The organism is Paenibacillus sp. FSL R10-2736 (assembly GCF_038000245.1).
GTDB lineage: Bacteria > Bacillota > Bacilli > Paenibacillales > Paenibacillaceae > Paenibacillus_AQ > Paenibacillus_AQ phytohabitans.
Map to the genome: position 1 here is coordinate 6,087,880 of NZ_JBBOBN010000001.1, position 26,539 is coordinate 6,114,418.

Annotated in this window: 27 protein-coding genes and 1 tRNA gene; 4 read left to right on the forward strand and 24 right to left on the reverse strand. The window is 48.9% G+C overall.

What is annotated here, in order from left to right; translation table 11 throughout:
* The 7 genes from NSQ73_RS25990 to NSQ73_RS26020 form a co-directional block, all read right to left on the reverse strand.
* Positions 1 to 2,076 carry a hypothetical protein gene (locus NSQ73_RS25990; protein ID WP_340988747.1) on the reverse strand — a complete coding sequence of 692 codons (2,076 nt, stop codon included), beginning with the start codon at positions 2,074 to 2,076 and terminating at the stop codon, positions 1 to 3.
* Positions 2,077 to 2,389: 313 nt separating this feature from the next.
* Positions 2,390 to 3,055, reverse strand: a complete 666-nt coding sequence (locus NSQ73_RS25995) for a TadE family protein (protein WP_340988748.1) — start codon at positions 3,053 to 3,055, stop codon at positions 2,390 to 2,392.
* Positions 3,052 to 3,240 carry a Flp1 family type IVb pilin gene (locus NSQ73_RS26000; protein ID WP_076242375.1) on the reverse strand — a complete coding sequence of 63 codons (189 nt, stop codon included), beginning with the start codon at positions 3,238 to 3,240 and terminating at the stop codon, positions 3,052 to 3,054. The genes NSQ73_RS25995 and NSQ73_RS26000 overlap by 4 nt, the downstream gene beginning before the upstream one ends.
* 13 nt (positions 3,241 to 3,253) lie before the next feature.
* Positions 3,254 to 4,126 carry a type II secretion system F family protein gene (locus NSQ73_RS26005; protein ID WP_340988749.1) on the reverse strand — a complete coding sequence of 291 codons (873 nt, stop codon included), beginning with the start codon at positions 4,124 to 4,126 and terminating at the stop codon, positions 3,254 to 3,256.
* Between the two features lie 18 nt (positions 4,127 to 4,144).
* Positions 4,145 to 4,936 (reverse strand): type II secretion system F family protein, encoded by a 792-nt coding sequence (locus NSQ73_RS26010; RefSeq protein WP_340989414.1) that lies wholly within the window; start codon positions 4,934 to 4,936, stop codon positions 4,145 to 4,147.
* 62 nt (positions 4,937 to 4,998) lie between these two features.
* On the reverse strand, positions 4,999 to 6,270 hold the full coding sequence (locus NSQ73_RS26015) for a CpaF family protein (protein ID WP_340988751.1): 1,272 nt from the start codon (positions 6,268 to 6,270) through the stop codon (positions 4,999 to 5,001).
* A complete protein-coding gene (locus tag NSQ73_RS26020; RefSeq protein WP_340988753.1) occupies positions 6,267 to 7,424 on the reverse strand; it encodes a hypothetical protein in 1,158 nt (385 codons plus the stop codon). The genes NSQ73_RS26015 and NSQ73_RS26020 overlap by 4 nt, the downstream gene beginning before the upstream one ends.
* A gap of 294 nt (positions 7,425 to 7,718) precedes the next feature.
* Here NSQ73_RS26020 and NSQ73_RS26025 point away from each other — a divergent pair, with 294 nt between their 5' ends.
* Entirely contained in the window at positions 7,719 to 8,909 is a 1,191-nt protein-coding gene (locus tag NSQ73_RS26025; RefSeq protein ID WP_340988754.1) for a copper amine oxidase N-terminal domain-containing protein, read from the forward strand.
* Positions 8,910 to 9,016: 107 nt separating this feature from the next.
* Here NSQ73_RS26025 and NSQ73_RS26030 read toward each other — a convergent pair whose 3' ends face one another.
* From NSQ73_RS26030 to NSQ73_RS26040, 3 genes are all read right to left on the reverse strand, one after another.
* On the reverse strand, positions 9,017 to 9,415 hold the full coding sequence (locus NSQ73_RS26030; RefSeq protein ID WP_340989416.1) for a thiol-disulfide oxidoreductase DCC family protein: 399 nt from the start codon (positions 9,413 to 9,415) through the stop codon (positions 9,017 to 9,019).
* A gap of 125 nt (positions 9,416 to 9,540) precedes the next feature.
* Complete coding sequence (locus NSQ73_RS26035) at positions 9,541 to 9,819, reverse strand: hypothetical protein (RefSeq protein WP_039296361.1); 279 nt, start codon at positions 9,817 to 9,819, stop codon at positions 9,541 to 9,543.
* A 283-nt stretch (positions 9,820 to 10,102) separates the two neighbouring features.
* Positions 10,103 to 10,522 carry an organic hydroperoxide resistance protein gene (locus NSQ73_RS26040; RefSeq protein ID WP_042140820.1) on the reverse strand — a complete coding sequence of 140 codons (420 nt, stop codon included), beginning with the start codon at positions 10,520 to 10,522 and terminating at the stop codon, positions 10,103 to 10,105.
* Between the two features lie 187 nt (positions 10,523 to 10,709).
* On the opposite strand from NSQ73_RS26040, the gene NSQ73_RS26045 reads away from it, so the two are divergent.
* Entirely contained in the window at positions 10,710 to 11,189 is a 480-nt protein-coding gene (locus NSQ73_RS26045) for a glutathione peroxidase (protein WP_039296358.1), read from the forward strand.
* A gap of 134 nt (positions 11,190 to 11,323) precedes the next feature.
* On the opposite strand, the gene NSQ73_RS26050 is transcribed toward NSQ73_RS26045, so the two are convergent.
* The 3 genes from NSQ73_RS26050 to NSQ73_RS26060 all read right to left on the reverse strand — a co-directional run bounded on the left by NSQ73_RS26050 (position 11,324) and on the right by NSQ73_RS26060 (position 12,929).
* Positions 11,324 to 12,217, reverse strand: coding sequence for a polysaccharide deacetylase family protein (locus NSQ73_RS26050; RefSeq protein WP_340988755.1), 894 nt, complete (start codon positions 12,215 to 12,217; stop codon positions 11,324 to 11,326).
* 141 nt (positions 12,218 to 12,358) lie between these two features.
* Positions 12,359 to 12,441 (reverse strand) — tRNA-Leu (locus NSQ73_RS26055).
* A 119-nt stretch (positions 12,442 to 12,560) separates the two neighbouring features.
* Entirely contained in the window at positions 12,561 to 12,929 is a 369-nt protein-coding gene (locus NSQ73_RS26060; protein ID WP_042134309.1) for a helix-turn-helix domain-containing protein, read from the reverse strand.
* A 148-nt stretch (positions 12,930 to 13,077) separates the two neighbouring features.
* Here NSQ73_RS26060 and NSQ73_RS26065 point away from each other — a divergent pair, with 148 nt between their 5' ends.
* Together NSQ73_RS26065 and NSQ73_RS26070 are read left to right on the forward strand one after the other, a co-directional pair.
* On the forward strand, positions 13,078 to 13,275 hold the full coding sequence (locus NSQ73_RS26065; protein ID WP_076242814.1) for a Rha family transcriptional regulator: 198 nt from the start codon (positions 13,078 to 13,080) through the stop codon (positions 13,273 to 13,275).
* A 36-nt stretch (positions 13,276 to 13,311) separates the two neighbouring features.
* A complete protein-coding gene (locus tag NSQ73_RS26070; RefSeq protein ID WP_340988758.1) occupies positions 13,312 to 13,956 on the forward strand; it encodes a PAS domain-containing protein in 645 nt (214 codons plus the stop codon).
* Between the two features lie 19 nt (positions 13,957 to 13,975).
* On the opposite strand, the gene NSQ73_RS26075 is transcribed toward NSQ73_RS26070, so the two are convergent.
* From NSQ73_RS26075 to NSQ73_RS26125, 11 genes are all read right to left on the reverse strand, one after another.
* Positions 13,976 to 14,968, reverse strand: a complete 993-nt coding sequence (locus NSQ73_RS26075; protein WP_340988760.1) for a hypothetical protein — start codon at positions 14,966 to 14,968, stop codon at positions 13,976 to 13,978.
* Positions 14,965 to 15,402, reverse strand: coding sequence for a DUF3788 domain-containing protein (locus NSQ73_RS26080; RefSeq protein WP_340988761.1), 438 nt, complete (start codon positions 15,400 to 15,402; stop codon positions 14,965 to 14,967). Before NSQ73_RS26080 ends, NSQ73_RS26075 begins: the two co-directional genes overlap by 4 nt.
* An 858-nt stretch (positions 15,403 to 16,260) precedes the next feature.
* On the reverse strand, positions 16,261 to 16,704 hold the full coding sequence (locus NSQ73_RS26085) for an SMI1/KNR4 family protein (protein ID WP_340988763.1): 444 nt from the start codon (positions 16,702 to 16,704) through the stop codon (positions 16,261 to 16,263).
* Between the two features lie 19 nt (positions 16,705 to 16,723).
* A complete protein-coding gene (locus tag NSQ73_RS26090; protein ID WP_340988765.1) occupies positions 16,724 to 18,817 on the reverse strand; it encodes a deaminase domain-containing protein in 2,094 nt (697 codons plus the stop codon).
* A 109-nt stretch (positions 18,818 to 18,926) separates the two neighbouring features.
* On the reverse strand, positions 18,927 to 19,226 hold the full coding sequence (locus tag NSQ73_RS26095; RefSeq protein ID WP_042134296.1) for a WXG100 family type VII secretion target: 300 nt from the start codon (positions 19,224 to 19,226) through the stop codon (positions 18,927 to 18,929).
* Positions 19,227 to 19,415: 189 nt separating this feature from the next.
* On the reverse strand, positions 19,416 to 22,796 hold the full coding sequence (locus tag NSQ73_RS26100) for a DUF5704 domain-containing protein (RefSeq protein ID WP_340988766.1): 3,381 nt from the start codon (positions 22,794 to 22,796) through the stop codon (positions 19,416 to 19,418).
* A gap of 18 nt (positions 22,797 to 22,814) precedes the next feature.
* Entirely contained in the window at positions 22,815 to 24,068 is a 1,254-nt protein-coding gene (locus NSQ73_RS26105) for an S-layer homology domain-containing protein (protein WP_340988768.1), read from the reverse strand.
* Positions 24,069 to 24,089: 21 nt separating this feature from the next.
* Positions 24,090 to 25,073, reverse strand: coding sequence for a hypothetical protein (locus tag NSQ73_RS26110; protein WP_340988769.1), 984 nt, complete (start codon positions 25,071 to 25,073; stop codon positions 24,090 to 24,092).
* Positions 25,060 to 25,611: a hypothetical protein gene (locus NSQ73_RS26115; protein ID WP_340988770.1), complete on the reverse strand. Its 552-nt coding sequence runs from the start codon at positions 25,609 to 25,611 to the stop codon at positions 25,060 to 25,062. Before NSQ73_RS26115 ends, NSQ73_RS26110 begins: the two co-directional genes overlap by 14 nt.
* A 15-nt stretch (positions 25,612 to 25,626) precedes the next feature.
* The gene (locus NSQ73_RS26120) at positions 25,627 to 25,989 is read right to left on the reverse strand and encodes a hypothetical protein (protein ID WP_340988771.1); all 363 of its coding nucleotides are present in this window, start codon (positions 25,987 to 25,989) and stop codon (positions 25,627 to 25,629) included.
* Entirely contained in the window at positions 25,989 to 26,528 is a 540-nt protein-coding gene (locus tag NSQ73_RS26125; RefSeq protein WP_340988772.1) for a hypothetical protein, read from the reverse strand. The genes NSQ73_RS26120 and NSQ73_RS26125 overlap by 1 nt, the downstream gene beginning before the upstream one ends.
* Positions 26,529 to 26,539: the final 11 nt, after the last annotated feature.

Below are 26,539 nucleotides of genomic sequence, written 5' to 3' on the forward strand. Positions count from 1 at the left end.
TCAATAAGAAAAGTCGGCCCCTACTTTCCTGAAATAATTCTTACCCCGGACGTCCCCGGAGAGTCCTGCACTATAATCCACCAGCTTCACTACTCCAGGGAGAAACCACAGCGGCATGCCCATTGTGAGCTCTGCTGAGGCATACGTGAACTTCCCCGCCGGATCAGTGCCGGTATTCAGGCGGATAAGTGCAAGCATCCGGGCCAATTGCTCCTCCCCTCCTCCATGCAGCAGAAGGAACAGCCGCAAATGATCACGATAGGTAAGCTTCGCGGTCATATATTTGGATAAGGGAATCTCCCCGTTCCTGCAGAGCAGAAGCATGTCCTGAACAGCCTGTTCAACTCCATACAAAAGTGCAGCAGCCAGGACCGCCAGCGGATTGCCCAGACTGGCTTTCTCTATCATTCCCTCCATAGTCCTTACGGCCAGGCGCAAGGCAAAGATCTCCCCATATGCCGCCGCTACATTCCCGGCAGGATTATAGAAGCCGTACAGAATATACTCCAGCTCCTGAGCCTGAGGATCAAGTTGTTCCCCGAGCTTTTCTCCGAATCCTTCTGCAGACCCAGAAGCCAGCGGAGTCAGCGCCGATAGATCAAAATGACGGAAATACATTGCTGAATACTCTGCTTGATACAATCTGTCCCTGGCGCCTTCCAGAACACTGCTCATCGCTGAGTACAAGCCGTCCATATTTTTCATTGATGATTTTCCGGCAGTATACTGATCACTTCTATTCACAGTAACTGTTGCTTCCTGCTCTATACCCTCATTGAAAGAGACATTCTCCTCGTAGTATTGACGCAGACTACGGTACCGTTCCACGGCTTCTTCTGCGCTTTCACCCAGACCGCGGATCTCATTAAGCAGTTTCATAGCCTCCCCGAGCTTGGTTTTGGCCTGTTGTTCCGTTTGCCTGCGCCCACTGTCCGAAGTCCGGCGGCCGTCAATCTGCGCGGCCTCAGCTGTAATAATGGATCCATGCTCGCCATAATTCTGTATATAACTATGAATTGTCCCTGAAGCATTCAGAACACCTGTAACCATGCCTGAATACTCTCCAGATGATCCTGATAATGCACTCAATACGGCTGGTAATCCGGATACTGCCGGCTCCAGGTTCATTGCAGCCTGTTCCTGTTCCCCTAAGTTATTGTCCATAGTACTAAACTCGGATGATGGGAGAATAAGGCTTGCTGCTTGTTCCCTCAGCTTCCTGAGCGGCTCTGAATTCATTTCTTCCGCGCTCCCCGGGATGTCCCAGTTCCGCGCAGGATCATTTCCGGCAGTATCTTCGGCAGCCATTGACTGATCGAGCATGCTTTTCATCTGCCGGTTTAAATCCTCAACCTTCGTAAGTGCTGATCTGGCCTCCTGTAACCGGGAGTTATGGTCTGCCTGAACCTCAGCCAGAACACCAGGTATCCGGCTGATCAAATCAGATACTTGATTTCTATACAGCGATAGAACTCCTGAGTACTTCGGCGGTTTTTTGGTATCCCGGAACAAATCCTCGTAATACTTGGCGAAATAATCGTTATACATCGCCGGGATATCCGCAGCAGAGGCAATGGAGCCCAGCCCAGCAGGATATATATGATTAGCAGGAGGATTCATCAGAAGCTTCTGCAGCTTCACTGTACTGTCAGCAGCCTCTCTTCTCTTCTGCAGCATAAGTTCCAATGCTTCCTCACGCTGAGTATATAGAGGCTGCAGGTCTCCCAGTATCTGCGTTGTCTGTGAAGCCTCCGTCATTGCCGCAGACAGGGGTTTCAGCTTTCCTGCCAGCTCCAGTGCGAAATCAACAGGTGCTTTATACTTCATATCTTCAATAATCTGCCGCCGGAAGATATCGTAGCTGCCAAGCGGCCGGCTCCAGTTCAGCGAAGAGGAATCCAGCTTTACCGGCAGCAGATTAAAGGCATCTGCCCGCCCGCTCTCATACAGATTATCGTTCAGCACCTTGGACAGCAGCTGATTGCCATCGTTACCGCCGAAGGCGAACAGGGCATACCGGTCCCGTAAAGTAATATCATAAGAGGACATCACGGAGCGGACCCCTGCTCTCGCCAAACGTTCCTCCTGCACATTCACAGCCGCAATCCGTGCGTAATCTATGAGCACAGTGGTGAAAAGAAATACGAAAGCCAGTATCATAATCAGAAAAATGGAGACAGATCCTTCAGTTGTATGCAGATATCTGAATTTACTATCGCTACTTCTGATGCTACTTCTGTTCCTAGTTCCGCTCCGACTTGCGTAATTCCGGCAGCGGCCCGGGCTAGGAAGCTTGCTGATCAACTTGCATTCCTTGGAATGCAGCATCCGTTATCACCTCCCTCTGGCCCCATCACCTGAACCAGTCCCGCCGAGATACTCTGGCAGCTTAGTGCAGCTTGTCCAGCATGAGGGCAGCGTTCTTCTTCTCCATGCCAGTGTCCTCCTTGCTGCCGGATGAATGATTCTTGAACTTGGACCCGTAGTAACGCATGAGGTCTACGGTTCGAATAAACTCAACAGGCTCAGTAACATAGGAGCTGGCAGATACCTCGGGAACCGCCTCATCCGCCAATAATTCATCCAAGACAGGTAAACTCAGCACCTTCTTTAATTCAGCACTGATCTTGCGGCCTGTGAGTCCATAAGTGTAGCTAAGCTCTCCCGTCAGATTCAACGGGACAATCTTCGAAGCTTGCCGCAGCTTCACTACGGGCAATTCGCCCCCACCCTCCGCCTCACCAGGCAGTACAATTGCCGTACTACCATTCTGTGCACCCTTTCCGAACAAGGACCCCAATAATCCATCTTCGCTGATTCTCCAGTACAGCGGATCATAATTGCCAGCTGCGAATTCCCCATCCACCGTCCTGTTGCTATTCTCCCAATTGTAGGCCGCACGCTCGGTTGCAGCTGAGCCAACCTGCAGCAGCATTGACTTCTGATAGCTGTAGAGGGAGAAAAACAGCAGCAGCATTGTGATGCACATAATGATCGGCAGCAGAAGCGAAGCCTCGATTGTGAAGCTTCCCTCCTCCTCCTGTAGAGGAATCACTCAAATACTTCCTGACTCTTATCTCCGGCAGTACTAATCAAATCCTTAACTACCTTTACAATCTCTTCACGGAACACCATCACTACCGCAATCAACACAGCAATAATCAGTATCATCTCGAGCGTGCCCAGTCCATCTTCATCTCTCCAAAAATTCCTCACACCTTCTGCAATCAGCGTCATCATATGCTTCTACCTCCTACATTTTTAACATCATCAGCGCCGGTGTCCCCACCAGCACAATCACAATTAAGAAGATAACCACCATCGGGAAGACCAGCTTTGAGGAAGCCTGTTCCCCGTGGGTCCGGCTGATAGCCTTCCGCTTCTCCCAGAGCATCCGCGACAGATCACGCAACGACAGAACAAAGTCAGCCCCGCCTCTGCGGTAATTTAGCAGTACTGTAGTTGTGAAGATGGAGACTTCCTGCACCGCACAACGCTTGCTGAAGTTCTCAAACGCCTGCTGGAACGAATAGCCGCCTTCCCATTCCGCTGTCATCTTCAGCAGTTCAGCATACAGCGGATGGGCGCTGTCTCCCTGGCGGCCGTTGACACAGCGGAGGATTGCCCTCTGCACCGTCTCGCCTGCACCAACAAGCAAGACTAGGCTATTCAGCAGCTCCGGCAGCTCAAGCAGGATTAGCTGCTCCCGCAGGCGCACCTTCTTGTGCAGGTCACTGACCATCGCAACCGGAAGTAGAACTGCTAGGAGGCCGCCAATTGAGATTCCCGCCTGCTCACCCGTAAACAAGGTTAGTGCGCTGCCTCCTGTGATCAACAGCCAGCTGTAGCTGAACATCTCTCCCATGAAAAGCAAAGTTCTTTCTGCGCTATGGCGCATGCCGTAGATCCGCTGCAGCGAGCGTTGAATTTTGAACATTACTGCCGGGATTAGGCTAACGACCTTCCCCTTCTCCACAAGCAGCAGGATTGGCTCGCCCAGCCACCGCAGCCGGAGCCCTGCCATGGGCAGCTCACGCAGCGCTGTGTAGCGGCCGCCGCATTTGAAGCGCAGAATCAGCCAGCCGGCGGTGAAGATAAGCATGACTGCAGCACATAACAGTGACATGTCAACCCTCCCTCCTCTTCACAATGGAATATCCATGATCTTGGAGGTCCAGAGATAGCAGAGAAATAAGGCAATCAGCGCCAGTGTGGAGACCGCTATTCCAGCACCTGTATACATTGGCTGCATATAGTCTCCCGCTGTCAGGCTCATGAACATCACCATCATCAGCGGAGAGACGAGTAAGGCCTTTGCCTCAAATTTCTTCTGGGCAATACTGACCGCAATATCCTGCTGGATATCCAGCTTCTCTCCAATAATTGTAGAAGTGCGGCGCACGATCTCCACGAGATCACCGCCCGTCCGCTTGCAGACCATGAATACATCTGCAAAACGTTCCACATCCTCCATGCCTGCCCTTTTGCTGAAATCATACAGCGCTTCTTCCACCGGCTCCCCGTACTCCATACGGGTACAGATAATATTCAGCTCAGCGATCATGTCACCGCTGCCCTCCGGGTCAAGCATCCGCAGATCAAGCACCGCCTCGCGAAATGCATTCTCTACCGACCGTCCGGCGGATAGCGATGAAGAGAGGGAGAAGAGCATCTGCTTGAACTGCAGATTAAGCGCTGAGCGCCGGCGCTGGAGCAGGTATTTGCGCAGCAGGCGGGGGCCGGCTGCACTGCCCGGCACAAGCAGGACAGAGAGAAGCAGATGATGATAGAACAGGTAACCAAGGCCAAATAACAGTACACCACCCGTCAGAATGACCAGAATTCGTTGCATGGCGTTCAATTCGTACCGGGTATAATCCGGAAGCACTGCTTGCTCGCCCGCAGCAGATCCGCCAGGCGGCTGAACCGGCTTTATTCCTTTCGCGAATATCCTTCTATCCGCTTTGGGTACACTCTGGCTTCTGTTCTTCAAGGCATTCAGGACACAACCTCCTCTGGCTTCCTTCTGGCTGCGCTGAAGCGCAGCAATGAATAATCACTGATTCCGGCCATTCGCAGTTTGTTTGTATGCAGCAGCGGATTGCCGCAGGCGGCAAGGCCGCCCAGTACCCGGCCATCCCTTTCCCCGGTTTCCCGAAATTCATATAACGGATTCAGCTCAACCTCTCCGCTGAGCAGACCCGCAACTTCACAAATCTCCATGACTCTGCGTGAACGGTCCCGCAGCCGTGAGAGATGTACGAATATATCAATCGCTGACCCGATCTGCTGACGGACTACAGCTACCGGCAGCTCCGCGGCACTGAGAACCATAGTTTCCAGACGGCTGACCATATCATGCGCACTGTTGGAGTGGCCTGTTGATAAACTTCCGTCATGGCCGGTATTCATCGCCTGCAGCATATCCAGGCACTCTGCTCCACGCACCTCACCGACAACAATACGGTTCGGCCGCATCCGCAGTGAAGTGCGGATCAGATCGCGGATGGTAATCTCGCCCCTTCCTTCCGTGTTGGCATTTCTGGTCTCCAGCGAGACCAGATTCGGGACCGTGACAATCTGCAGCTCCGCAGAATCCTCTACCGTAATCACACGCTCCTGCGGCGGTATGAACTGCGACAGGGCATTCAGAAAGGTAGTCTTTCCCGAGCCTGTCCCCCCGCTGATGAAGATGTTGTACTTGGCCGCAACCAGAATCTGCAGCAGCTCTGCAGCTTCCTGACTGAGCGCTTCACGCGTCACCAGCTCGGCCATGGTCATAGGTGTCTCAGGGAACTTGCGGATGGTCATTGCCGGGCCCCTTAGCGCAGCAGGCGGCAGCACGATATTGACACGCGAACCGTCCTGCAGCCGGGCATCTACAATTGGCGAAGACTCATTCACCACCCGGTTAACACCTGAGACTACAGTCTGGATAATATCTTCCAGCCGGCTTCTGGATTCAAAAGCCAGCGGCAGTCTGCGGATCATGCCATCCTCCTCCACAAAGATCTCCTCATGGCTATTGATCATAATCTCGGTAATGGCCGGATTATCTATCAGCGGCTGCAGGATATCCAGCCCCCGGAAGGAGTCGAACAGCTTCTTCACCAGCTCGTGCTTCTCCTTGGCCGTCAAAAATTGCAGATTGTCCCGTCCAAGAATAATCCGTTCAATAAAAACGGCAAGCTCATGGTTTCCTATGGCCGAAGTAACGTCCAGCCCTGCCCGGATGTCGCTGCGCAGTGCTCTGAACATTTCTTCATTCATGCAGAACTCCCGGTAAATACGCCCGGCAAAGCCGGTTCAATTATGCTTCTGCAGAGCTGCTGTACTCCCGCTATGAATTGAGGTGAGCTCAGACACAGCTCTCCGTAATGCTGCATCCCCCAGGAAGGAATATACGGAAGTGTACCCGCCAGCCCGGTTCGGGCATCCGCGAGGTTGTCATTCACCGCATCCGAACAGCAGTTCATCACAAATCTGCTCCTGGCTCTCAGTTCCGGGGGCATGCCGGAATGCGGGCTGTCGAAGTAGGTAAGCCAGCGTTCCGTCTTGTACCGGCTTACCTGTTCATTCTTCAGTACCCACAGCAGGAGTCCGCATCTGTGTAATACAGCCTGAGCCCGCTCCTCCTCAATGCTTCCGGTATCCGCAATGATCACATCATAGCTTCCGGACGCAGCCAGCCCTTCTAATATCTCCAGCGTATCCTGCCGTGACATCTGGAGCATTTCCCTGAAATTCTCCACAGGTCTGAATGCATCACAACGCAGGCTATCATGCCTGAACGCATAATCCTTCCATAAGGGCTTCCCCCTCCCTCCCTTGTTCTCTCCCCCAGCCTTGAGTTCGTAGAGCAGGCGTTCAAAGCCCGGAGCGTTACCGCCCGGCATCCGCAGATATAATCCGCTGCTGTCCACACTCTCCAGGTTGAGGTAGAACACCGAGAGGCCGAGTGCACCAAGCTGCTTCGCCATATTCAGGGCAAGCGTTGTTTTGCCGCTGCTGCCGCTTGCCGAGACAACCCCCAGCAGCAGTGTTTGCTCCTTGGGAGCAGCAGCAGTCCTGACCCGCTTCAGATCACACAGCTGGAGAACGGACTCCAGCAGCGAGGGAAGCGCCTGGTATTTGGCAATCCTCATTCCTCCTGCCGCATTACCGGCATTCGGCAGATCTCCCGCATCACTCAACACTGCCCACGGAACCGTGCTCCTTCCTTCCACCAGCCAGGCTTCAATGAAGGAAGGGTCACCGGCAACGGCATCCGGAATCTCGTCTCCCTTCATAAATTCCATAAAAGTGTCCAGCCTGCTGAACGCTGTGATCCGCAGCATTTCCCCATACTCACTATGGTGAAGATAATGCAGCAGCGGTTCAATGTACTCGCTCTCCCGGACTGCAAGTACAATTCTTGCCGTCATGAAATCACTCTCCTCTCAGAATATTGGCAAAAATGGCAGCAAAAAAAGCACCGCCAATAACCGTGGGATACGGTCATTGAACGGTGCTTCCGTTACTGTTCCTTTAATTTACAGCTATAGTAGCATATATATAATAGCTCAGCAATATCTTTTTTACCAATATCCGAGTGAACCCCCCAGAATCCCCCTACCTTACATGTCCTGCAAGGGATATGTGATCATTCTCCGCGTACCTTTATAATACATACGTACATACATAAGTTAGTCCAGATTATAGAGAGGAGTTTCACAATTATGAAACTAATTCCCGGATTCCTTGCCGTTCTTGCCTTATCCGGTGCAGTCAGCTTATCCGCTGCCGCAGCAGAACAACCTATTACAGTCCTGATTGATCAGCAGAAGCTGAACCTGAGTTCCAGCTCGCCGGTCAAAGACAACGATTCTATCCTCGTGCCTATGCGCCCGATCTTCGAGAAGCTGGGCCTGGAGCTTACCTGGGATGCCAAGACCAGCACCGTCACCGCCAGTAAGGAAGGCCTGAGCATCAAGCTGCAGATCGGCAGCAAAAAAGCCAGCGTGAATGGAACGGTCAAGTCGCTGGTATCCGCTCCCCGGATGATTAATAATGTGACGTATGTCCCGCTGCGCTTCGTCAGTGAAGCTACCGGCAACCAGGTGAGCTGGGATGCCAAAGCTAATACCGTAGCGATTACCAGCGCAGTAGACACTGCTGCATCCACCAAAGAAATCTCAGCCCTCTTCGATAAGTATGCCGACTATTTGAATAATGAGAATGCCAAAGGTTTCGTGTCGCTTATCGATCCGCAATCTCCGCTAACCGCGATTGGTCCGCAGCTTGAGGAACAAATGGCGGAGTATGATACCAAGACCACCATTGAGCAGCTGAACATTATTGATGTGCAGAAGAGTGAAGCAACTGTGCAGACGATCGAAACCAGCAAGAAGCTCGGCGGTGCTTTTATGCTGAACAGCAAAGCTGAGTACATCTATTCCCTGACCCGGAGTACCGGCAGCACACAGTGGCAGATCAGCAATCTGCAGATCAAAGCAATAGAGTATTCCCTTCCGGAGGGGACACTCGAAGCAGCAGTTTCGGTCCCCAAAGCTGACGAAGATCTGATCAATGCTGTGGTTCAGGCTAATTTTGATTATACCAACAAAGAGAACCTGGACGGCCTGCTCTCGACCATTGACGAGACTTCTCCCGCATATACTCAGACCAAACAGGTGTATGCCCAGATGTTCCAGGTCTATGATCTGGATTCCGCTATCGATTCTTCCAAGATCATTGATTATACAGCCGATGAAGCTTCCGTATATCTGGTGCAGACGACCAAGAAACTAAGCGGTCCTGCGTTACCGGATAGCCGCTCCACCACTGTGACAACCCTGAAGAAGTCTGCTGACGGCAAATGGAAGCTTTCCCAGAGCTATATGCTTAAGACAGAACCTCTGAAGCCGTAAGGCCCCGTTCAGGAAGCACGGAATTCATCCGTGTCAAAATCTTCTTACCAAAAAGCAGTGCCGTCCTCTGAGAGGCGGCACTGCTTTTTATTAAACCCGGTTTCCCGCTACAGGAATCTCCGCTTCAGATCCGGTGACGGGAGCAGACACTGCTCATCCCTGCCGAACCAGCGGTAGCGGTTCCTTGCCACAAGCCTGTACAAGGCGTTACGCAGCGGTTTCGGCACCAGGATGAACACATATGCGAGCGGCCACGGAAACCGCAGTCTGCGGGCAATCCGCAGCACTGCAGCCGACTCTGTATAATAGCTGCCGTTCTCCACAAGCACCACTGTGTTTAACTGATTGTCTGGCAGGCAGCCAGCCCTCAGCAATTCCTTGGCCGCCTCACTCTGCAAGGAGGCGAACATGAAGTTCGCCCGGGGATCACGGGGAACAATAAACCGGACCAGCCCCTGGCACAGATGACAGACTCCATCAATCAGCACAATGGATTTACCCTGCATTTCCTTGTACTCTTCAGCCACTTCGCCGCCCCCTTCCTCTTAATCATAGTGTACCCTTCATATCCTTCTTCTAAAAAACAAAAAACGCGGGATAGCTCCCGCGCCTACAACGTCCGTACGTGTAATTATTCAGCAATTGCCTTGTTAATCCACTCGTCCCCGATCATTTGCCCTTCGAAATCAGCTGTGAAGGAATCCATGCATCTGCAGATGAAATCTTTGCGGCATACCGGACATGGCGTCTTGAGCAGGCGGCTGATGTTCGTCATTTTCCATTCCGGAAACCGATTGTAGAACGCGCGGCACTCCGTTCCGTCAGCAAGCTTGATAATGAACTCGTACAATCCTTCCTTATCATTGCTGCTGGCTTTGGTCACATTCGTAATATTCGGTCTGTAAGACATCTTCATCACCCATTATTTAAATTTTTGGTAGTTAATAGCACACGCGACATTAACAGATACTTAGACATATTAAAGAATTTCCGGGGTGATGTCAACCAAACAGCAAGCTCGCGCCCGCTATTTATTGCACTTCTAACCTTCTCCGACTCTATTTAGCCATTATTTCCAGCTTTGTTCATTCCTACCCGTTGTTTCTGCGACTCCACATAGTATAAGACCGGACATCGGCTGTCCGGCCTTATACGGGAACATATCATTTTCAATGATATTACTTCACCATACCTTACAGTACGTTCAGTTCAACCTCAATATTTCCGCGGGTCGCCTTCGAATACGGGCAGAAATCATGAGCTTTCTTCGCCAGATCTTCCGCTACAGACCGTTCAATACCCGGCAGCTTCACATCCAGTTTAACCGCAAGCTTGAAGCCTCCGTCGCTCTCGTCCTTGCCAATCAGCACGTTGGAAGTGATCTCCACATCCTGCAGCTTCACGCCCTCCTTACGGGCAATGTTGGCTAGCGCACTCTCATAGCAGGCACCATATCCCGCCGCGAACAGCTGCTCAGGATTCGTACCAGCACCGCCGGGACCGCCCAGCTCCTTCGGAATTTTGAGGTCATGCTTAAGGGCTCCATCCGAGGATTCCACTGAACCCTCGCGGCCCCCGCGAACGGTTGCTGTAGCTGTATATAACGCCTTCAGTTGCACTGCAGTCATCTTTGATCTTCTCCTTTTTCAAGCGGATTTTGTACGGACACATACCTTTAACTTAAACATCCCCTGCATTTTGAAACGATTATGCAATGTTGTCACAACCTGGAGGGTTGCTTCTGACGGTGAATAGTGTACAATTAAATTGTGATAAATCAATGTACGGGAGGAATTATCCATGAGTGTCTATGATTATGAAGCCAACACCCTTAAGGGCCAGGAAGAATCACTCTCCAAATACAAAGGTAAAGTACTGCTCGTCGTAAACACAGCCAGCAAATGCGGTTTCACTCCTCAATATAAGGGTCTCCAGGAAGTGTACGATAAATTCAAAGACCGCGGTTTTGAAGTCCTCGGGTTCCCGAGCAACCAATTTGCCGGACAGGAGCCGGGTGAGAGCGAAGACATCGCCGAGTTCTGCGAGATTAATTACGGTGTAACCTTCCCTATGTATGAGAAAATAAATGTTAACGGCAGCGAAGCTCATCCCCTGTTCAAATATCTGTCCAAAGAAGCACCCGGCGTACTCGGCTCGAAGAGCGTGAAATGGAATTTCACCAAGTTCCTGGTGGATCAGGAAGGCCGCGTGCTGAAGCGGTTCTCACCGCAAACCACACCGGACCAGATTGAAGCAGACATCGCCAAGCTGCTGGAGTAGAACGACCTAATTCATCTGTCTGCCGCAAAATACAAACACCCTTACTGCCCGAATGAATGCCGGGTGTGAAGGGTTTTTTTTCATCTTAAGCTTACCGGTAAGCTATCTGTCATTAGCCCCGGCCAAGCCTTACCTTATCTAGCCAAGCGCATCTGTTCACGTACGTCCTTCCAGGATATCAATCGGATTTCTTCATCTTCCAGCAGCTCTTTGAATTCCTTGTCCATACATAAGTTATATTCCATCTCTCTTTTGGCCGAAGAGGGGGTAAGGGTGCGCATTTCGGCAGTATCCCTTGAAGGATGCACGACCAGCTCCGTTATTCCAGCTTTCATTTCTTGGATGGCCTGCGATAATTGCCGCCTCACATCAGGATAACCCTCCCCCTGCTCCTGCTCATAAGGCAGAATGATTAAATCATCAATCAGCGGAATTCCCCGGCGGTCTGCCGAATCAATTCTCTTCCAGAACAACTCCCGCATCTGCGGAGATAAAAAAGACTGGTTCACAATGTTCCGGGGCAGCTTGAACGGCAGCCGGTATTCCTCACACAAGTCGAAGGCCAGCTCCAGAAAATAGCGTCCGCCCGCCAGTCCCAATAGACTGCCCTCATGACTGTCCAGATGTGTCGGATCAATCCCCATCCGTATGGCGGCTTCGATCTGATTGCGTACTTCAGTCCTGACTGCTTCTTCAGCAGCGTGCCGCTCCACCTCTGCCGAAGTTTCCCAAAGGTATCCATGTGCCGTAATCAGCGACTGAACACTTCCATCTTTCGTCACCGGCCCCCACTTATACTGCGGGAAACTGGAAGTAAGCGTAAGATGCACACCGATATTCGCTTTGCGGTTATGTGCGGCATAGTCAGCTGCCTGCTTAGCCCAGGGACCCGGCACCATGATCATAGCCGAAGTAATGGTTCGCGCCTCCCACAGCTCCATAATCGCCTCATTCATAGAATGGCACATGCCGAAATCATCCGCAGTAATAATCAAATAGCGTCCATTCGGACACCGTCGCTTATTCAAGTCTTCACTCCGTTCCTTATGCACAATCCTCATCCCCTTCCTATTTGACTTCACTCCATGCAGCTGCAAACCCAAATAAACAGCAAAAAACCTGAATTCCCTTATGGATAAGGAATTTCAGGCTTCTGCTGTTACATGTTATGCGGTAGAGAGGACTCGAACCTCCACGGGTATACACCCACTACCCCCTCAAGATAGCGTGTCTGCCATTCCACCACTACCGCGCGGTGTGTACAAATGATAAAGCTTTGTTTGAGGCCAACATTCAATATTATAAATCCATTGCCGCAAAAAGTAAAGATGCCCTTTTAAGAATTTTCACTCCAGTCAGAGCATCGCTTATTTAATTAGAATTCCCGTCATCCGCCTTGCGCTTACGGTACTCTGTAAATTCAATGTATTCCTTGATAAACTCCTTCTCTTTCTGCAGCAGTTCATCCGTTTGGCAATTCAATTGCCGTATTTGGCCAAAAAAATAATCCTCTCCGCTTTCTTTCACCGTGTCCACACTCCGCTTGCCCAGAATCAGCCAATCGAGGCTGACATTAAAAAATGCGGCGATCTCAATCAGCTTATGCGTGCCGGGCGTCGACTTGCCCCGCTTCCAGTCTCCCATGTTACCGGTGCTGATATTCAGCTGCTCACAGAAAGCTTTCTTCGTAAGTCCTTGCCGTTTGATGAGAGATTCAATTCGTTCGTAAATGGAGTGCATTCGGTAACCCGCCTTCCGCCAAAATGTTTTATACGTAAAAACGTTATTTTTTATTGTAAAATGACGTAAAAAAGTATATAATTAACTATTATTATGTCTTTTCCTAATTATAACATAGCGGCTGGATAGTCGATAAGAGGTGAGTGATCTGAACAGCAAACGACCTATTACTCCATATGGCTGGGCTATCAAACAGCGTCTGACAGAACTGCATTTGGACCAGAAGAAATTCTGTGAGTTACACGGCATCCCACCCTATCGGCTGTCCAACCTGATTCACGGCACACGCAAAGCCGACCGCTACCGCCGCCAAGTCGCCGAACTGCTGAACCTCCCGCCATCCTAGCTTGTCATTCCTGCACCACCCAAGGAGCGATTACCATTGCCGGACAGTATCTCTTCTTCCATCATTCAATCCCTGAATGCCATGAAGCATAACTCGCTGGTAATCGGCAGCACTGGGGACATCCGTTTTGCCAGCGATCACTGGGAAGACTTTAACCGGCTGTACGGCTTCTCAAGTGCTGGGGACTGGCTCGAATTGAATGTCCTGGAGCTGTTTCGGCACAAGCTGGCTGATCCGGACGGGATGGTAAAGCTGGAGCAGCTGCTGTGTGATATTTTCAAGGGAATCCGCCTTGCCTCCAGTGTTGAATTGACTCTCCTGACCGGCAATGGCGGCAGCAGAATATTTCACCTGGATATCTTCCCGCTCCTTACTGAACAACAAGCACCCGCGCATCAGACTGCCGTCCTTACACTGCGTGATATTGGACCTTCCCCTAATGCAGAGGAATCTGCCGGTCCTCCCCTTGTAACCCAGTGCCCCAGCGTCGTCCATCTACACCCAAGCCCCCAGCTCGTGCCCATCTGTGCAGCCTGCAAATCAGTCCGCAGCAGCCAGGAGGAATGGATTACCATTGAACGTTTCCTGAAGCTGCAGCTCTCTTTACAGTTCACCCATGATATCTGCCCGGACTGTATCCGCGAGCTGTACCCGAAATATGCTGCGGCTCTGAAGTGGTGAATCCAGTTAATAAGCTCTGTTAGCGAGGCCTTGCCAGAATAATTAACTCTCCATCCCATTCGGGAATAAACAAGCGGTTGTTATAATAGTCAAGACTACAAATTTTGGGCAGCTGCAGATCAAGCGGATTTATACATATAGCTGAATCATTATTGTAGGAAGAGACCCTTGGGGTACGGCCAGCAATCGTGGTTATCCGCCCCGTTTCCCGTTCGACCATTCGAACCACATGATTTTGAGTGTCACCAATGAATAGATTACCTGCTTCATCAATCGCCAAAGACCAGGGCCCATCGAGGTGATCATCCGGATTAGTTCCGAAGGTTGCCTCTAATGCCGGGCCGCCATCTCCGGAATAGCCACCTGTCCCCGTACCCGCTACCCGTGTAACTACATCACATCTAACATCAATCATCCGTATGCAATAATTCCCGCTATCCAGAACATAGATATTGCCATCAGGCCCGCGCCGCAGATCAAAAATCCAATTAAACTGCACTTCATCCTTTGCCGCCTTATCCTGCGCAAACCCTGGTACACCGTTGCCAAAAGTGGTAAGCAGCTGGCCTTCAAGGTCGAACTTGTGCACTCTGCATCCGGTCACCTCATTAATCCACAAGAAACCGCCCGGGTCATACTCGCAGTTGCCGATATCCTTCAGCCCCCATACCTCTCCGGCGATCAATAGCTGCGAACTGCCTGTAAAGTGATTTATCCGGAATACCTTGTTATTCCCGCTGCTTACAACCATGATCGTATCTGAATCTATTGTAGTCACATAAGTGGGGTTAGCCAGATCAACATGGATATGCCGGACTCCAGCCATCACCGGTGACTTCCCGGCGGTCCAGCTGAGCGCATTGCTGCTCCCGCTTATTTTCCCCAGCCAATGTGTATCATGATCCAGTATGAACCGGTTCCCCTGCCCGTCGTGAAAACCGAAATGACAGTATCCGTCGATAATTGTGCTCCGCTCTTCAAAATGCAGAATACGTTCAACCGTCCAGTTCATCGGCGGACTCTCGCTTTCCTCTTGATCAGAATCATCCTTTGGATATCCTCAAGCTGTCCGGCAGCTTCGACCCTTATCCATAACCATTTCCCGTCATGATACTGGGCTGCAGAATCATACACGGAGCGGAAAGCGTCGTTGAACTCTGTACATCTGTCCTGATACCCTTCAATCTCCTTTTTTCCAAGAACAAGTAGGACGGTAAATCCTTTTTTCTCCGGGAACATGTTAAATAGGGTTTTCCCGCTTTTACGGTACCTGACGTTCCAGCCGTAATTCTTGCCGCCGTAATTCCATTCGGCTACATAGTCGTAATGCTCCTCTGCAAAGCTCATTAATTGAACCCAGGCATCCTTCGCCTCACTTCCAAGAGATGAATACAGCTCGTCTTCCGTTGGCATTTGGTTTTTATCGGTATACCGGTCACTATTCATACCTACACTCCCCTGAATTCACGATTCAAAGCAAGTATTAGCAGGCTGTCATTACGGGTATTGTAGCATTATATTGCAAAAAAAAGGAAACCCTTATCGCTAAGGATTTCCGTTCTCCATAGCTTGATTCAATTCCGAAGGAATACCTTGCTGTGACAAATATACCCCAGATTAAACCAGTAGTGTCCGTTAGGCTCAATACCAATCGTCCTTTACGAGTCCCCCTGAAAGTCGACAAGGCCTCGGTCAAGCCCCGCCGCTTCTGAATCGGTACTTCTTGTCGGTTCCAGCCTTGAAGCAGTTACAGGCGTGCCATTCCGGTTCTGAAGCCCGGATGGATATCGTGACGAGACCAAGTCTGATGGGGTGACCTACGAGCGCCCCGCAACGAATAAGCCCGGACGTGCCGACCGCCGAAAAAGGGGGAGGCAAACAAACTCAAAGAGTTGTTTACGACGCGTACGGCCGACTTTTAAACCCGTTTCGGGAAATGAAGCAAGTCACTGGAGTTTTCGCGCTCAAAACCGTATAAGATGAACAGGATCAGCATCGGATTGAACAAACGATTCAAGCAATCGAGTGTTTTGTCATGTGTCAGTGCATGGGACTGCTGCAGTTAATGCCTTGCGCTAATCCAGCCTGACGCCAGCGTTGTTTTTCCCTATTTGCGTACGCCGTCTCATGCCGTGGTATCCAAGGCTACCGTCGCTCCTTTATTTACACAAGTCTATTTTTTGCAAGTTTGCTCAACATCCTCAATTATCCACAACGAAAATAATTAAGTCCAATGAGAATACGTCCAATATTGACGAGGATTCGCTGGCTTCTAAGAGCTATAGAAGTTTTCACTGACCAATATTAGTCATACAATGAAATTAAAAATTCTGAAAGCGTATCACTAACTTTCTTGAAATCAGTAAGATCAAGACTTTCATCATAAAGATACACTGGTGGATTATCACCCTCATCCAAATTAAAATACCAGAACATATATCCTTGATGCATCATAAATACAAACTGATTGTCTGTTAATTTTTTCGGAAAATTATTTTCATCCAAAAGTTCAACTGCCCATTCCTTAAGTTCTAATATATACTTCATTGAATAATCTGTACCTGTCAAAAACTCAATCCCATTACCTGCTCTATACATAAACTCTAAATAAGTTAAGGGGAGTTCTTTTGTTGGAATTAGGTCCTTCAATTTTAAAATATCATCTTCATTGCAAGATTTCATTGGATATAAATTTCCTTCTAAGGTCGACAAGAAACTCCTGATACCACCGTCTTTTAAAAAATCCATTCTAAATTCCCTCCAAATTTTACTCAACTAAGATTTGAACTCTAGTAATTTTGATATTCGGAAAATCCATTTGGAATTGATCAACAATATCATTGCAACTTCGACAAATAGTCTTATATGAAATAATCTCGATGTTGCCTTCAACATTAGGATTGTTTTTGAATCTTTCTCTCAAATATTCTATCATTTTCTGTTCTGTATCATTCAACCTTCCATTATTATCTGACCCTCTATATTTATAATGATTTTCAGGTGGTTTAGGATAATTGTCTTTGTGGTACGGATTTTTCGGATCATACCCACTCATTGATTCCAAATTAATTGGTTCACCATTTATTTCACCCTTAGTTACAGCGACATTTTTGCTTTTTCCTGCATTAAATCTTTTCCTAACATCATCAATTAATTTCTCCTCTTGCTCGGTCGCTTCTCTAAAAGCTCTGTTGACAGAACCACCTTCACCCGTCCCCCCACTCCGAACCTCCTCAAGCTCCTTCGCCTTCTCATCGATCCCCGCCTTGCCCTTGGCGGTGCCATCCACCTCTTTAAACTCCACTTCACGAATAGACCCGTTCACGAGCTTCTTTACACTGGACAGCCCTTTGCTCACGGCGGTGAATAACGCATCACCCGCTCCGGCAATCGTCGTGTTCACACCTACAGAGATCAAACGCTCTCCCACGCTTTGCTTCCCATCATCCCGGTAATCGTTGATCGCGTCCATGGTTTCTTCAAGGGTTCCGCTGATCGCTCCGGCTACCATCGATTTAAGTAAGGTGGGCGAGAACTTACCTACCACGCCTGGTGTCTTCACTGCGCCCAAGAACTTCCAGGGCAGGCCGATGCTAATGAAGGTTCCGGCTATTTGTCCCGCTTTTTTTCCATACGGATCGTCCATTGGGTTCACATAGCCTTCCGGCATTGGACCTGCAATCCAGTCCCCCAGCATCCTTGGGAGTCCAAATGTGGCCGTGTTAATGGCTTGGACCATCATATTGCTTCCACCCATTAGGATGTTCGCCACTGTCTGATTCCCTACTCCGCTTCTCGCCAAACGGTCTTGATCTGCTGCTTCCTTATCCAGCTTCTCGTAATACGCCTTGAGTTCTTCATATATCCGGTCCTGTTCCTCAGCTGGTAAAGTAACCCAGTACGTTCCTTTCAGCCGCTCGATCACCGCCGGATCGTTCCGGTTCAGGATATCCGCTTCTGACACGCTGTTACGCGGGTCTACCGGCCCTATCGTTGCTTCCGGTTGGATCAGGGCCAGCTGCTGCTTTGCCCACTCCCCCTGTATTCCCGGCTCCATCGCCATCCGCAGCAAAAGCGCATATTCTTCCTTCTCCAGCAGCGGTACGCTTTTGTCTGTAATGCTCGGATCGTAGTCACAGGCTTTGATCGCGGACTGCTTGTAATATCCGCTGAGGTCCTTCCCGGGCTGATACTGGACTTCGCTGATCCCCATCGACTTCAGCTTCTTGCGCGCTTCCTCCGCCTGCTGATGGGCCGCCTCCATTTGTGCCTGATTGCCAAAGTTCTTGTACACCTCGTAGGCGATCTGTGACTTTCCAATCTGCTCCCGTGCTTCGTAGATTTCCTTCAGCTTCATCTCCGCGGCCAGTCCATCGATGCTTACCAGGCCTGACTGCTGAATCATTCCCCGCAGCTTCTGCACCACCGGATCGCTGCTCCATTCATCCCGGGCACTCAGGATCGTTAACGTACGAATCAGGCTGGTCACGGCCTTCTGTGCCAGGAAGGGGATAGAAAGTGGACCGAATGACCCACGGCTGCCTGCGCTTCCGAATAACCCTGCCAGTACACCCAGCTGCTGGCTGAGCTGACTTGCCTGCCGCTTATTCTCGGCTTGAACACTCTGAAATCCCTGGACGGCACTGCGTATCAGATCCTCTAGCTTCTCAGCTTCACTGGTTAATTCCTTGATGAGCACTTGAGCCTTTAGCAGCTCCTGCCCCAGCGGGATGCCGCCCCAGTCCGAGGCTTTTCCCTTGAACTGCAGATGCAGGCGGTTTGTGTCCTGGCTGACCAGTCCAATCTTCGTCCGCAGGCGCTCTACTTCATCGACATTGAACAATAGTTTCGTCGTCGCCATGGCTTCCCCCTGCTAGTTTCTAATAAAATCAGCTATGCAGTATGCTGCATAGCTGATTGCATTCTTATGTAGTGGGACTCTTGCTGTTTATTTGGATAAAGAAAATTATTTAGAAACTTTTGTTCTGAGCAGCTTTAATTTCTTTAGAAAGAGTTTCATAACTGTTTGAAACATTTCTCATATGAATTCCAATATTCTCAAGAGCTTGGCCAAATGCAGTAAAAGTTTTATCCATTCCTTTCACCTTTTCCGCAAACTCTCTTGCGGCAGTATCCTCCCAGATACTGTTCAACGTCGTAGCTGTAGTCGTAATTTTTTTCATTAAATTATCGTATTCTCCTTTTTGTTTTATAATATTCTCTGCAAGTGTTTTCAAACCATCATAGTTTACTGTTACTTTGTCTGCCATTATAAATCGCTCCTTATAAATCATATTTTTATATAAAAATGAACTTGAAAAACACAATTATTAATTTGAAGGAATTTCAAGTTCATTAGTATAACTCAGGTTTCACTTAATTTATTTATCGGATAAACGCGTAAATTATTTTATATTTTATTCCTTTAAAAGAACTTTTTACCTTAATTTAAATTATCTTCATTTCCCCTGCCCCTGATAGTCATTCCGCACCGAGAAATCCGATTCGAACAGGATTATATCTCCCGAGGTAAAGGAAAAGGTCTGCCCCATTTCATCTGTGTCTGCAGTCATCTGGCCTTCAATCGCCCACATATTGGCTTCAGGCGCTTTGTAGCCCAGAATGCGGGTGCCGGCATCACTATTTTTAAGCGTATAAATTTCGAACTTCACAAGGATATATCCGCCGGTAATGAACTCCTGTTCATGGCCGTCCAGTGCGCCTCCATAATGATTCGCCAAAGTCACAATGTTAGTCCCCTTGGGCAGGATGTAAGGAGCTATCGGCAGGTTGTACTCCCCGTACCAGTGCTGCACGCTGCGTACTGCGGCAATGGGGTTTACTCCATTCGGAATATTCGTAGGACCGACTAAGGTACGCGATGTATAAGGCAGAATTTCCAGCTTATAGCCTTCGGAAATCTCGGTTTTACGCTTTATATACTTCTCGTAGAACTTCAGCCAATTAGTTTGTCCCCGCTCCGCCTCCGTGAGGATATAGTTATACTCATAGCTGGCCGCCGTGGATAACTCACCGCCTGATATATTCCGCAGGCCATCGGCCAAGCGGTAGGTGCGGGTATAGCTCAACTTGTCCTTCGATGAGCCGACGCCGATCATCTTATTGCCCGAACCTGAGACGTCATAATACAGATCAACGGGCGCTGCACTTCCTCCAGTCTTCGGAATAAAATAGAAGCTTGGCTCAATCCGGATTCCCTCTCCCGGCTGCCACAGATTCCCGATGGTCCGGAAATCGAACAGAAACGAATAGCCGTTATGCGGAACCGTCAATTGCTCCGTGGGATGTGAACCTTTGCGGATAGGGAGATGCCACTGTCTTTGTCCGCTTAAAGCCGTTGGTGCACCATTCTCATCATTGCCACCCGTATAATACATTGCGCTGCTATGGTCAAGGTTGCCCGTTCCCGTGCGGAATACTTTTTCAAACCGGAAATCCCCGATATCCCAGATCCGAAAATCGAACAGCCTGCCGACCACCCCGACATTAAAGCTCTCCGCTGCGCAGTAATTTGCCAGATTTCCGTTCAGATTTACCTGACACAACTCCGCCCCGTCTGACGGTGCATTGATTGCCCAGGACTGTGTATGAATGGTATAGTTCCCTTCGTTAACCCAAGTCGGCATGGTAAAGTTCATGTACGGTGTACCGACAGGGATATTGATCCAGGTGTTTTCCGGGTAATACTGCCCCTCTTGGAACACATCGAACGGAAACTGGATGCGTTTGTTCTGCGTGTACTTGCCATAATCCCGATTGCCGTAGCCGGGAATGTTCAGGTGCTGCCCGCTCTCTGTGAAATGAACAGTAAAGGGCCGGTCCAGAATCAGCACCGTCCGGTCGTAATCCGGATCCATCCTCTGGTCGTAAGGACGGTTATCATCCGGGAGAAGCGAATAGTTGACGACTGGTGTGTGTACGGTTACGGAGTTAATACCATTGATCGGATACGACTTCACCCCTGAACTGCCATTAATATTCCCGTTCATCGGAGCATATGTAATCTCTCCGGAGCTGGAAAGATGCGATGCGTTCAAATGTGTGGGGTCAATCATATTTCCAGGACTGTACAGCACGTTATCACCAACAAGTTGTGGATTCGGAATAGTCCCCGGAGCTTGGCCTGTCTCCGTCACTTCACTTCCATTCATGATAGTCTGTCCAATGAAAACAAAGCTGTCATTTTGAACTTGAATTTTCTTAGCAGCCTCCTCGGCTTTAGATCGGAAAGCTTCCAATTCATCGGGAGGCTCCGGCTTGGTTGTTCCTCCCTGCACATCACTGGAGGGAATCGTGATTGAAGCCGGAGCTTGCGGAGGCAAAAATTTGCCCTTAATCTCGGTAGAGAATTCTGGAGCTGTGTATCCGCTTGGCTCAATCGTGAGTTGTCCTCCGGGGAGCGCATCATTCATTAATAGCGATCTGGTAAGTGCATATATTTCAAGAGTATTTACAGTCCAATATGAATAAGGACGGCTAATACTATATGGGTATACCACCGGCTTCGGTTCGCTCTTGGGATCCGGAACACTCCCTCCTCCAGTAGGTGCCGGTTTAGTGGGGTCCCATTTCAGGGTATATGTCTTATTAATTTTAATGTTATATGTACAGGTGCCTTTCATCTCTACAAACTTATTCTGATAAAGATAACTCTTGGCAGAAGCATGACCATACAAGCTTTCAGAGCTTGGAATCCCCTGAAGCACATCGAACTGCTCGTTCCCGCGCTGATCCGCCCGGATCTCAGCAGCCACACCCGGATCCAGAAACTCACCGGAGATGGTCTGGTCTGGAACAGGTTCAGTGCATTCTACCGCCGAGTTTCCTGGTGTTGGTCCTGGTGTCGGGGAGGGTGAAGCCGTCCCTTTAATATATACGACATATTCATTCGGATACCGGTAGCTATAGGTTTTAAAGCTATACTTAAAATTAGAATAGTAATATAACATTGCGGCATTTCCCGCTGCCAGCTTTCGATAGTACGTTTCATTATCATGGCGCTGGGTAAAAGTAATAGTAGCTTTACCTAAACTTATTTGCCCGGCATCTGGCTGACCTGCCTCGATAGTATAATAAGGGAGATATTTTATAATATTAATTGAATCGTCAGGCTGCCCTTTGTCCTCATCAGATGCTTCTATTACCCCCATCCTTATCTTCACATTCTGATCCATTTGACTATCCGGGTTCAGAATATCTAGAACAGAGGGTGTGTTATCCAAGTAAGCTGTACTATATATATTGGGATACTGGATGTTTTTAAAAGCTATGTTACGATCATATTTGACGGTCTGCTGAACCAATACATTCGGATATGCATCCGCAGGGGGACTCGTTCCGGATCGTTTGGGAGGAGTCCCCAAACTAGTAATACTGTCGTAATCTCCTCCAAGCCCTTCAGTCCAATGCACACTGTCACTACCCAGCTGCCAGGCAAACCAGCCTCCATGGGCAGTATTATCCTCAGACTCAAATACAACAGGCTCTCCAGAGAATTGCACTGCTTCATTATATGTCCTGCTGTTCACTTGGACTGTCCGCACAACCTCGCCATCCCGCTTGAACTCGATTTTGGTGATTGTATTTCCTTGTCCTGCATCGAGCCCCAACGGCTTTGTTTTTAGTCCTGTATAACGGTAAAATATTGCATCAGAATCTTCAATTGCAGCATTTCCGTTTGTATTATAATTATTGATGAGATCAACTGTCTTCCAGATGTGTTCCTCTACTTCGGCAGCCTTTCCTGTTGAGGCGGTGAAGGCTATCAATGTTATAACAACTAATAATCCCAATACACCTATAGCCTTAATCCCTTTCATCAAAACCCCTCTTCCCTGTTAATCACCATGAGGAGATACTGATAGAAGAACTTCTTGTACAAAATAGTAATTAGATCTAACAGATGTCTGCATACTTATAGAAACAGATGACCACAACTGCTCTTTCCCGACTTTAGGAATAATGTAATAAGGAGAATCCCCGTATTCTTTTACATGTACCGATGCAGGTATAGTTAAAATTCCTTTATCTCTTCCGGGCTTATGTGAATCCCCTATCCCATCTATATTAACCCTAGCGAAGTCATAGGAACTATAATGATCCGGATCATCATTCTTAACCGTTGATTTCCAATAGACGAGATATGCTTTTTTATAGTTTGAAACAGGAAATCCAGGATTATTGTATTCTCCAAAACTCCATTTGAGTGTGTTCAGCGGAGGAACATTTTTCAGGTTGGGATCATTTGGATCCTCCAGATCAATCGCAACCAGTTCGTGCAGGGTAGCAGAATATTTTCCATCCTTAGAATTTAGCGTCAGCTTATCTTCCCTCCATTGACCTTCACGCCCCCCAAATGGAGACCAACTTCCATCATAGTCAAAGTACTCCGGCATCATCGTGAAAACATTCGTCTTATGCCAAGCTAATTCTGCGCTGCTGATGGCATACTTATCTGTTTTGAGCTTGCCGCCACTTAGTACAGTTAATACGCGTTCAACCGCAGCAACAGCTTGCGCTCTCGTCGTATGTTCCTTTTCTCCAAGCTTGCCTGCACCTAGTCCGGATATCAGGCCCGTTTTGGCAGCCAGATACATCCACTTATAGTCTATATTATTCATTTTGTCAGTCATATACATCCATCTGTCGTCTATCTCTGTATCTAACCCAGCGGCCCGGGCAGCAATGCGCGCCATTTCCTGGCGGGTAATCTCCCGGTTCCATTCCACCTCCGAATTAGCAAAATCCCCAGTGGCATATAAGCCTGCCTGTTCCGCAGCTCCCACATAACTTTCGTACCATTTGCCTTCAGACGCTTCTACTGGCTGTCCGGTTGCGGTCACGATCATTTTAATAAATTCAGCCCGGGTTACACTGGCATCAGGCATAAATAGTCCTCCTGGATACCCCTCCGCATAACCTTTATTTACTGCGGTATCAATTCCTGATTTCGCCCAATGAGCAGCGGGAACATCGGTAAACGCAACAGTTGCCGCTCCGGCATCAGGATTGAATGAAGATGCTAGCCCCAAAATAAATAACAAGAAAAATAGGCCTGTCTTTTTATTGAGATTCTTCATATAAATATTCAAAAAACACACGTCCTCTCATAGTTAATACGGATAAGCACAATCCTCCACAAAATACCCTTTCCTCGCAGCCTCCTCGGGATCGAACAGGCTCTCAATCACCTTCGCTCCGGCAGGCAAGCAGCTTTCACCGTAGGCCGTACGCCGGCCTGCTGCATTCCGGGTTCCAATCAGCACCTTGCGCCGCATGACCGCGCCGCTGCCGAGGGAATAAGCATCCAGCAGTTCCCCGCCGGGAAGCGGATAGCCTTGTATAAAGGCCATAATTCCCACATCCTGAATTGACTGCTCCTGAAGACCGCGCGGGAGTGTGAACTGGATGGACAAGCCCATCCGCTTCACCAGCTCCAGGTGCCTGTTAATGGCCGTGGCCAGATCCTGTTCGACCAGTGAAGTGATCGTGCTCTGGCGGATCTCACGGAATAGCTCAAGTGAGTTGATAGGCGTGAGACTCGTCTCTGCAGCCAGCTCTCCATAATCTCCCTCATAGAATTTATTGGCCCCAGTATCGTATATCCGGGCATTATCGTCCAAAGTGAAGTAGAGCAAATTACCATTACGAAGCTTGTAATAGTAAGGCCGCTCCGGCCAGCTGACAGGCTTAAGCTCCTTTTCTCCCCCATTACTGGCTGTATCATCGAGCGTCACCAGTGTATAACCGCTATAACCGAACATCACAAGGGCTGGCATATGCATTTTCAGATTGTTCAATTCAGCCCTATTATTCTCCAGTCCGAATTTCATCGCCAGGTTACTGTAAAACACACTCAGCACATCCTGATCCAGCTTCAGCTGGCGTTCCCGGCCATAATGGACTGCTGTTATCGTCGGCTGCATTTCCAGCCGGGACAGATAGTCTCCGGCATCATCCACTGCGGCCTGAAAATCATCGGAATAACGTTTGTACTGGTCTTCATTAAAGACCCGGAGGTCTTCTCTAGTATCATTAATAAGCACTAGCGGTATTACTATAATCAGAAAAACAAGCACTACACTAAGGGGCTTCACTTCGCACCATTCCCCCGTACTTCAAATTGAGCGGAATCAGCTCACTATGGAATAACATCGACCGCATCCGCGAAGCCAGTGTCGTCCCTGCAGATTCCAGCCGGACATTGAACAGATCACCAACATGCATGGTGAACCTTCTGCCGGGGGCATCTGCAGCAAGCGAAGCTGCTGATCCAGGATACAGGACTCCCAATATATCCTTATTAAAATATCCGTCATACCTGACACTGAAGCTGTTCTGAAAGGTCGAATAATCATCAGGATTGGTGTATAGAGGCTCCAGGTTCTTTTTGTAATATTCCATTTGAACATCGAATACTGCATATGAAGCATCCAGCGTATGAAGAAACCTCTCATAATCTCCGACATCCACATACCCTTTGGCACGAACCGTATCTACGAACTCCACCATAGCCGCATTCGCTGCAAGCTTCGTATTCTTCTCTACTACCTCTGATTGGCGGAAGGCCGGGTAGACTCCAAACACAAATGCCAGCAGAATCACGATAATTACACCTTTTAGCGCATCTGCCATGCGGCTCCTCCTTTCTCAGCGGGCAGCAGAGATTTCCGTAACCATCTCATTAGTCCGCGTAACCCTTAGCTCATAAGCAACACCAGGCACACCCCGCAGATCCACTGCATCAAGGTCTGTTTCTTCATTAAATACAATGCCGTCTATCACTAAAATGTAATCCCCTTCGAGTGCCTGAGGAATCATACCGATCAGCTGCTCTCCTGAGACTTTCTTCAAATCACCGGTCCCTGTATAGGGGGCTAATGCAACTGTAGGCGGCTCCGGCCGACTGGCCTGAACAGTGCTGTCAGCTTCCAGGCGCAGAAACGTAAAGCCGCCAATTACGAACATGATCCAGGCGAATAGGGTTAGCAGGAATTGGGTGGCGGTTCTCATTACTTCTCCGGGTCTTGATTAAATTCAATAATCCGGACCTCATCATTTTTATCCCTATGTAACGTGGCTCTAAAGATAGAGAGCGTATTAATATTGCAGTTATCATTATTAGCCGCATTTACACTTTGATCGAGCATTTGGGATACGGAATAATTGTCAGCATCATCGTTTATATCTGAAAGATTAAGCTCTGTAGCCGCTGTTCCTTCGACAGCCGCTTTCGCTGGCACATAATAAGTTGTGTATGTATTCCGGGCATAGAAACCTTTCTTATTGACGCCTGTCTTAATCAGAATGGAAAATTGAGGTCTTCCCTTATACCGCATAGCAGCATTAATCACATCCTGACCGGACACATCCTTGTTATCATACATATTGAATTCCGCCTGATTAATCATTTGGGTCTGGGCCAGTGTCTGCTCCTGGGCACGGATAAAGTAATTGTTAATAATTAGATAAATACTTACCCCTGCAGCAACAATTAAGATGGTAACAATAATACCGATAACCCATTTCAGACCCGTTGAAATATTCTCCATCTTCAATAACT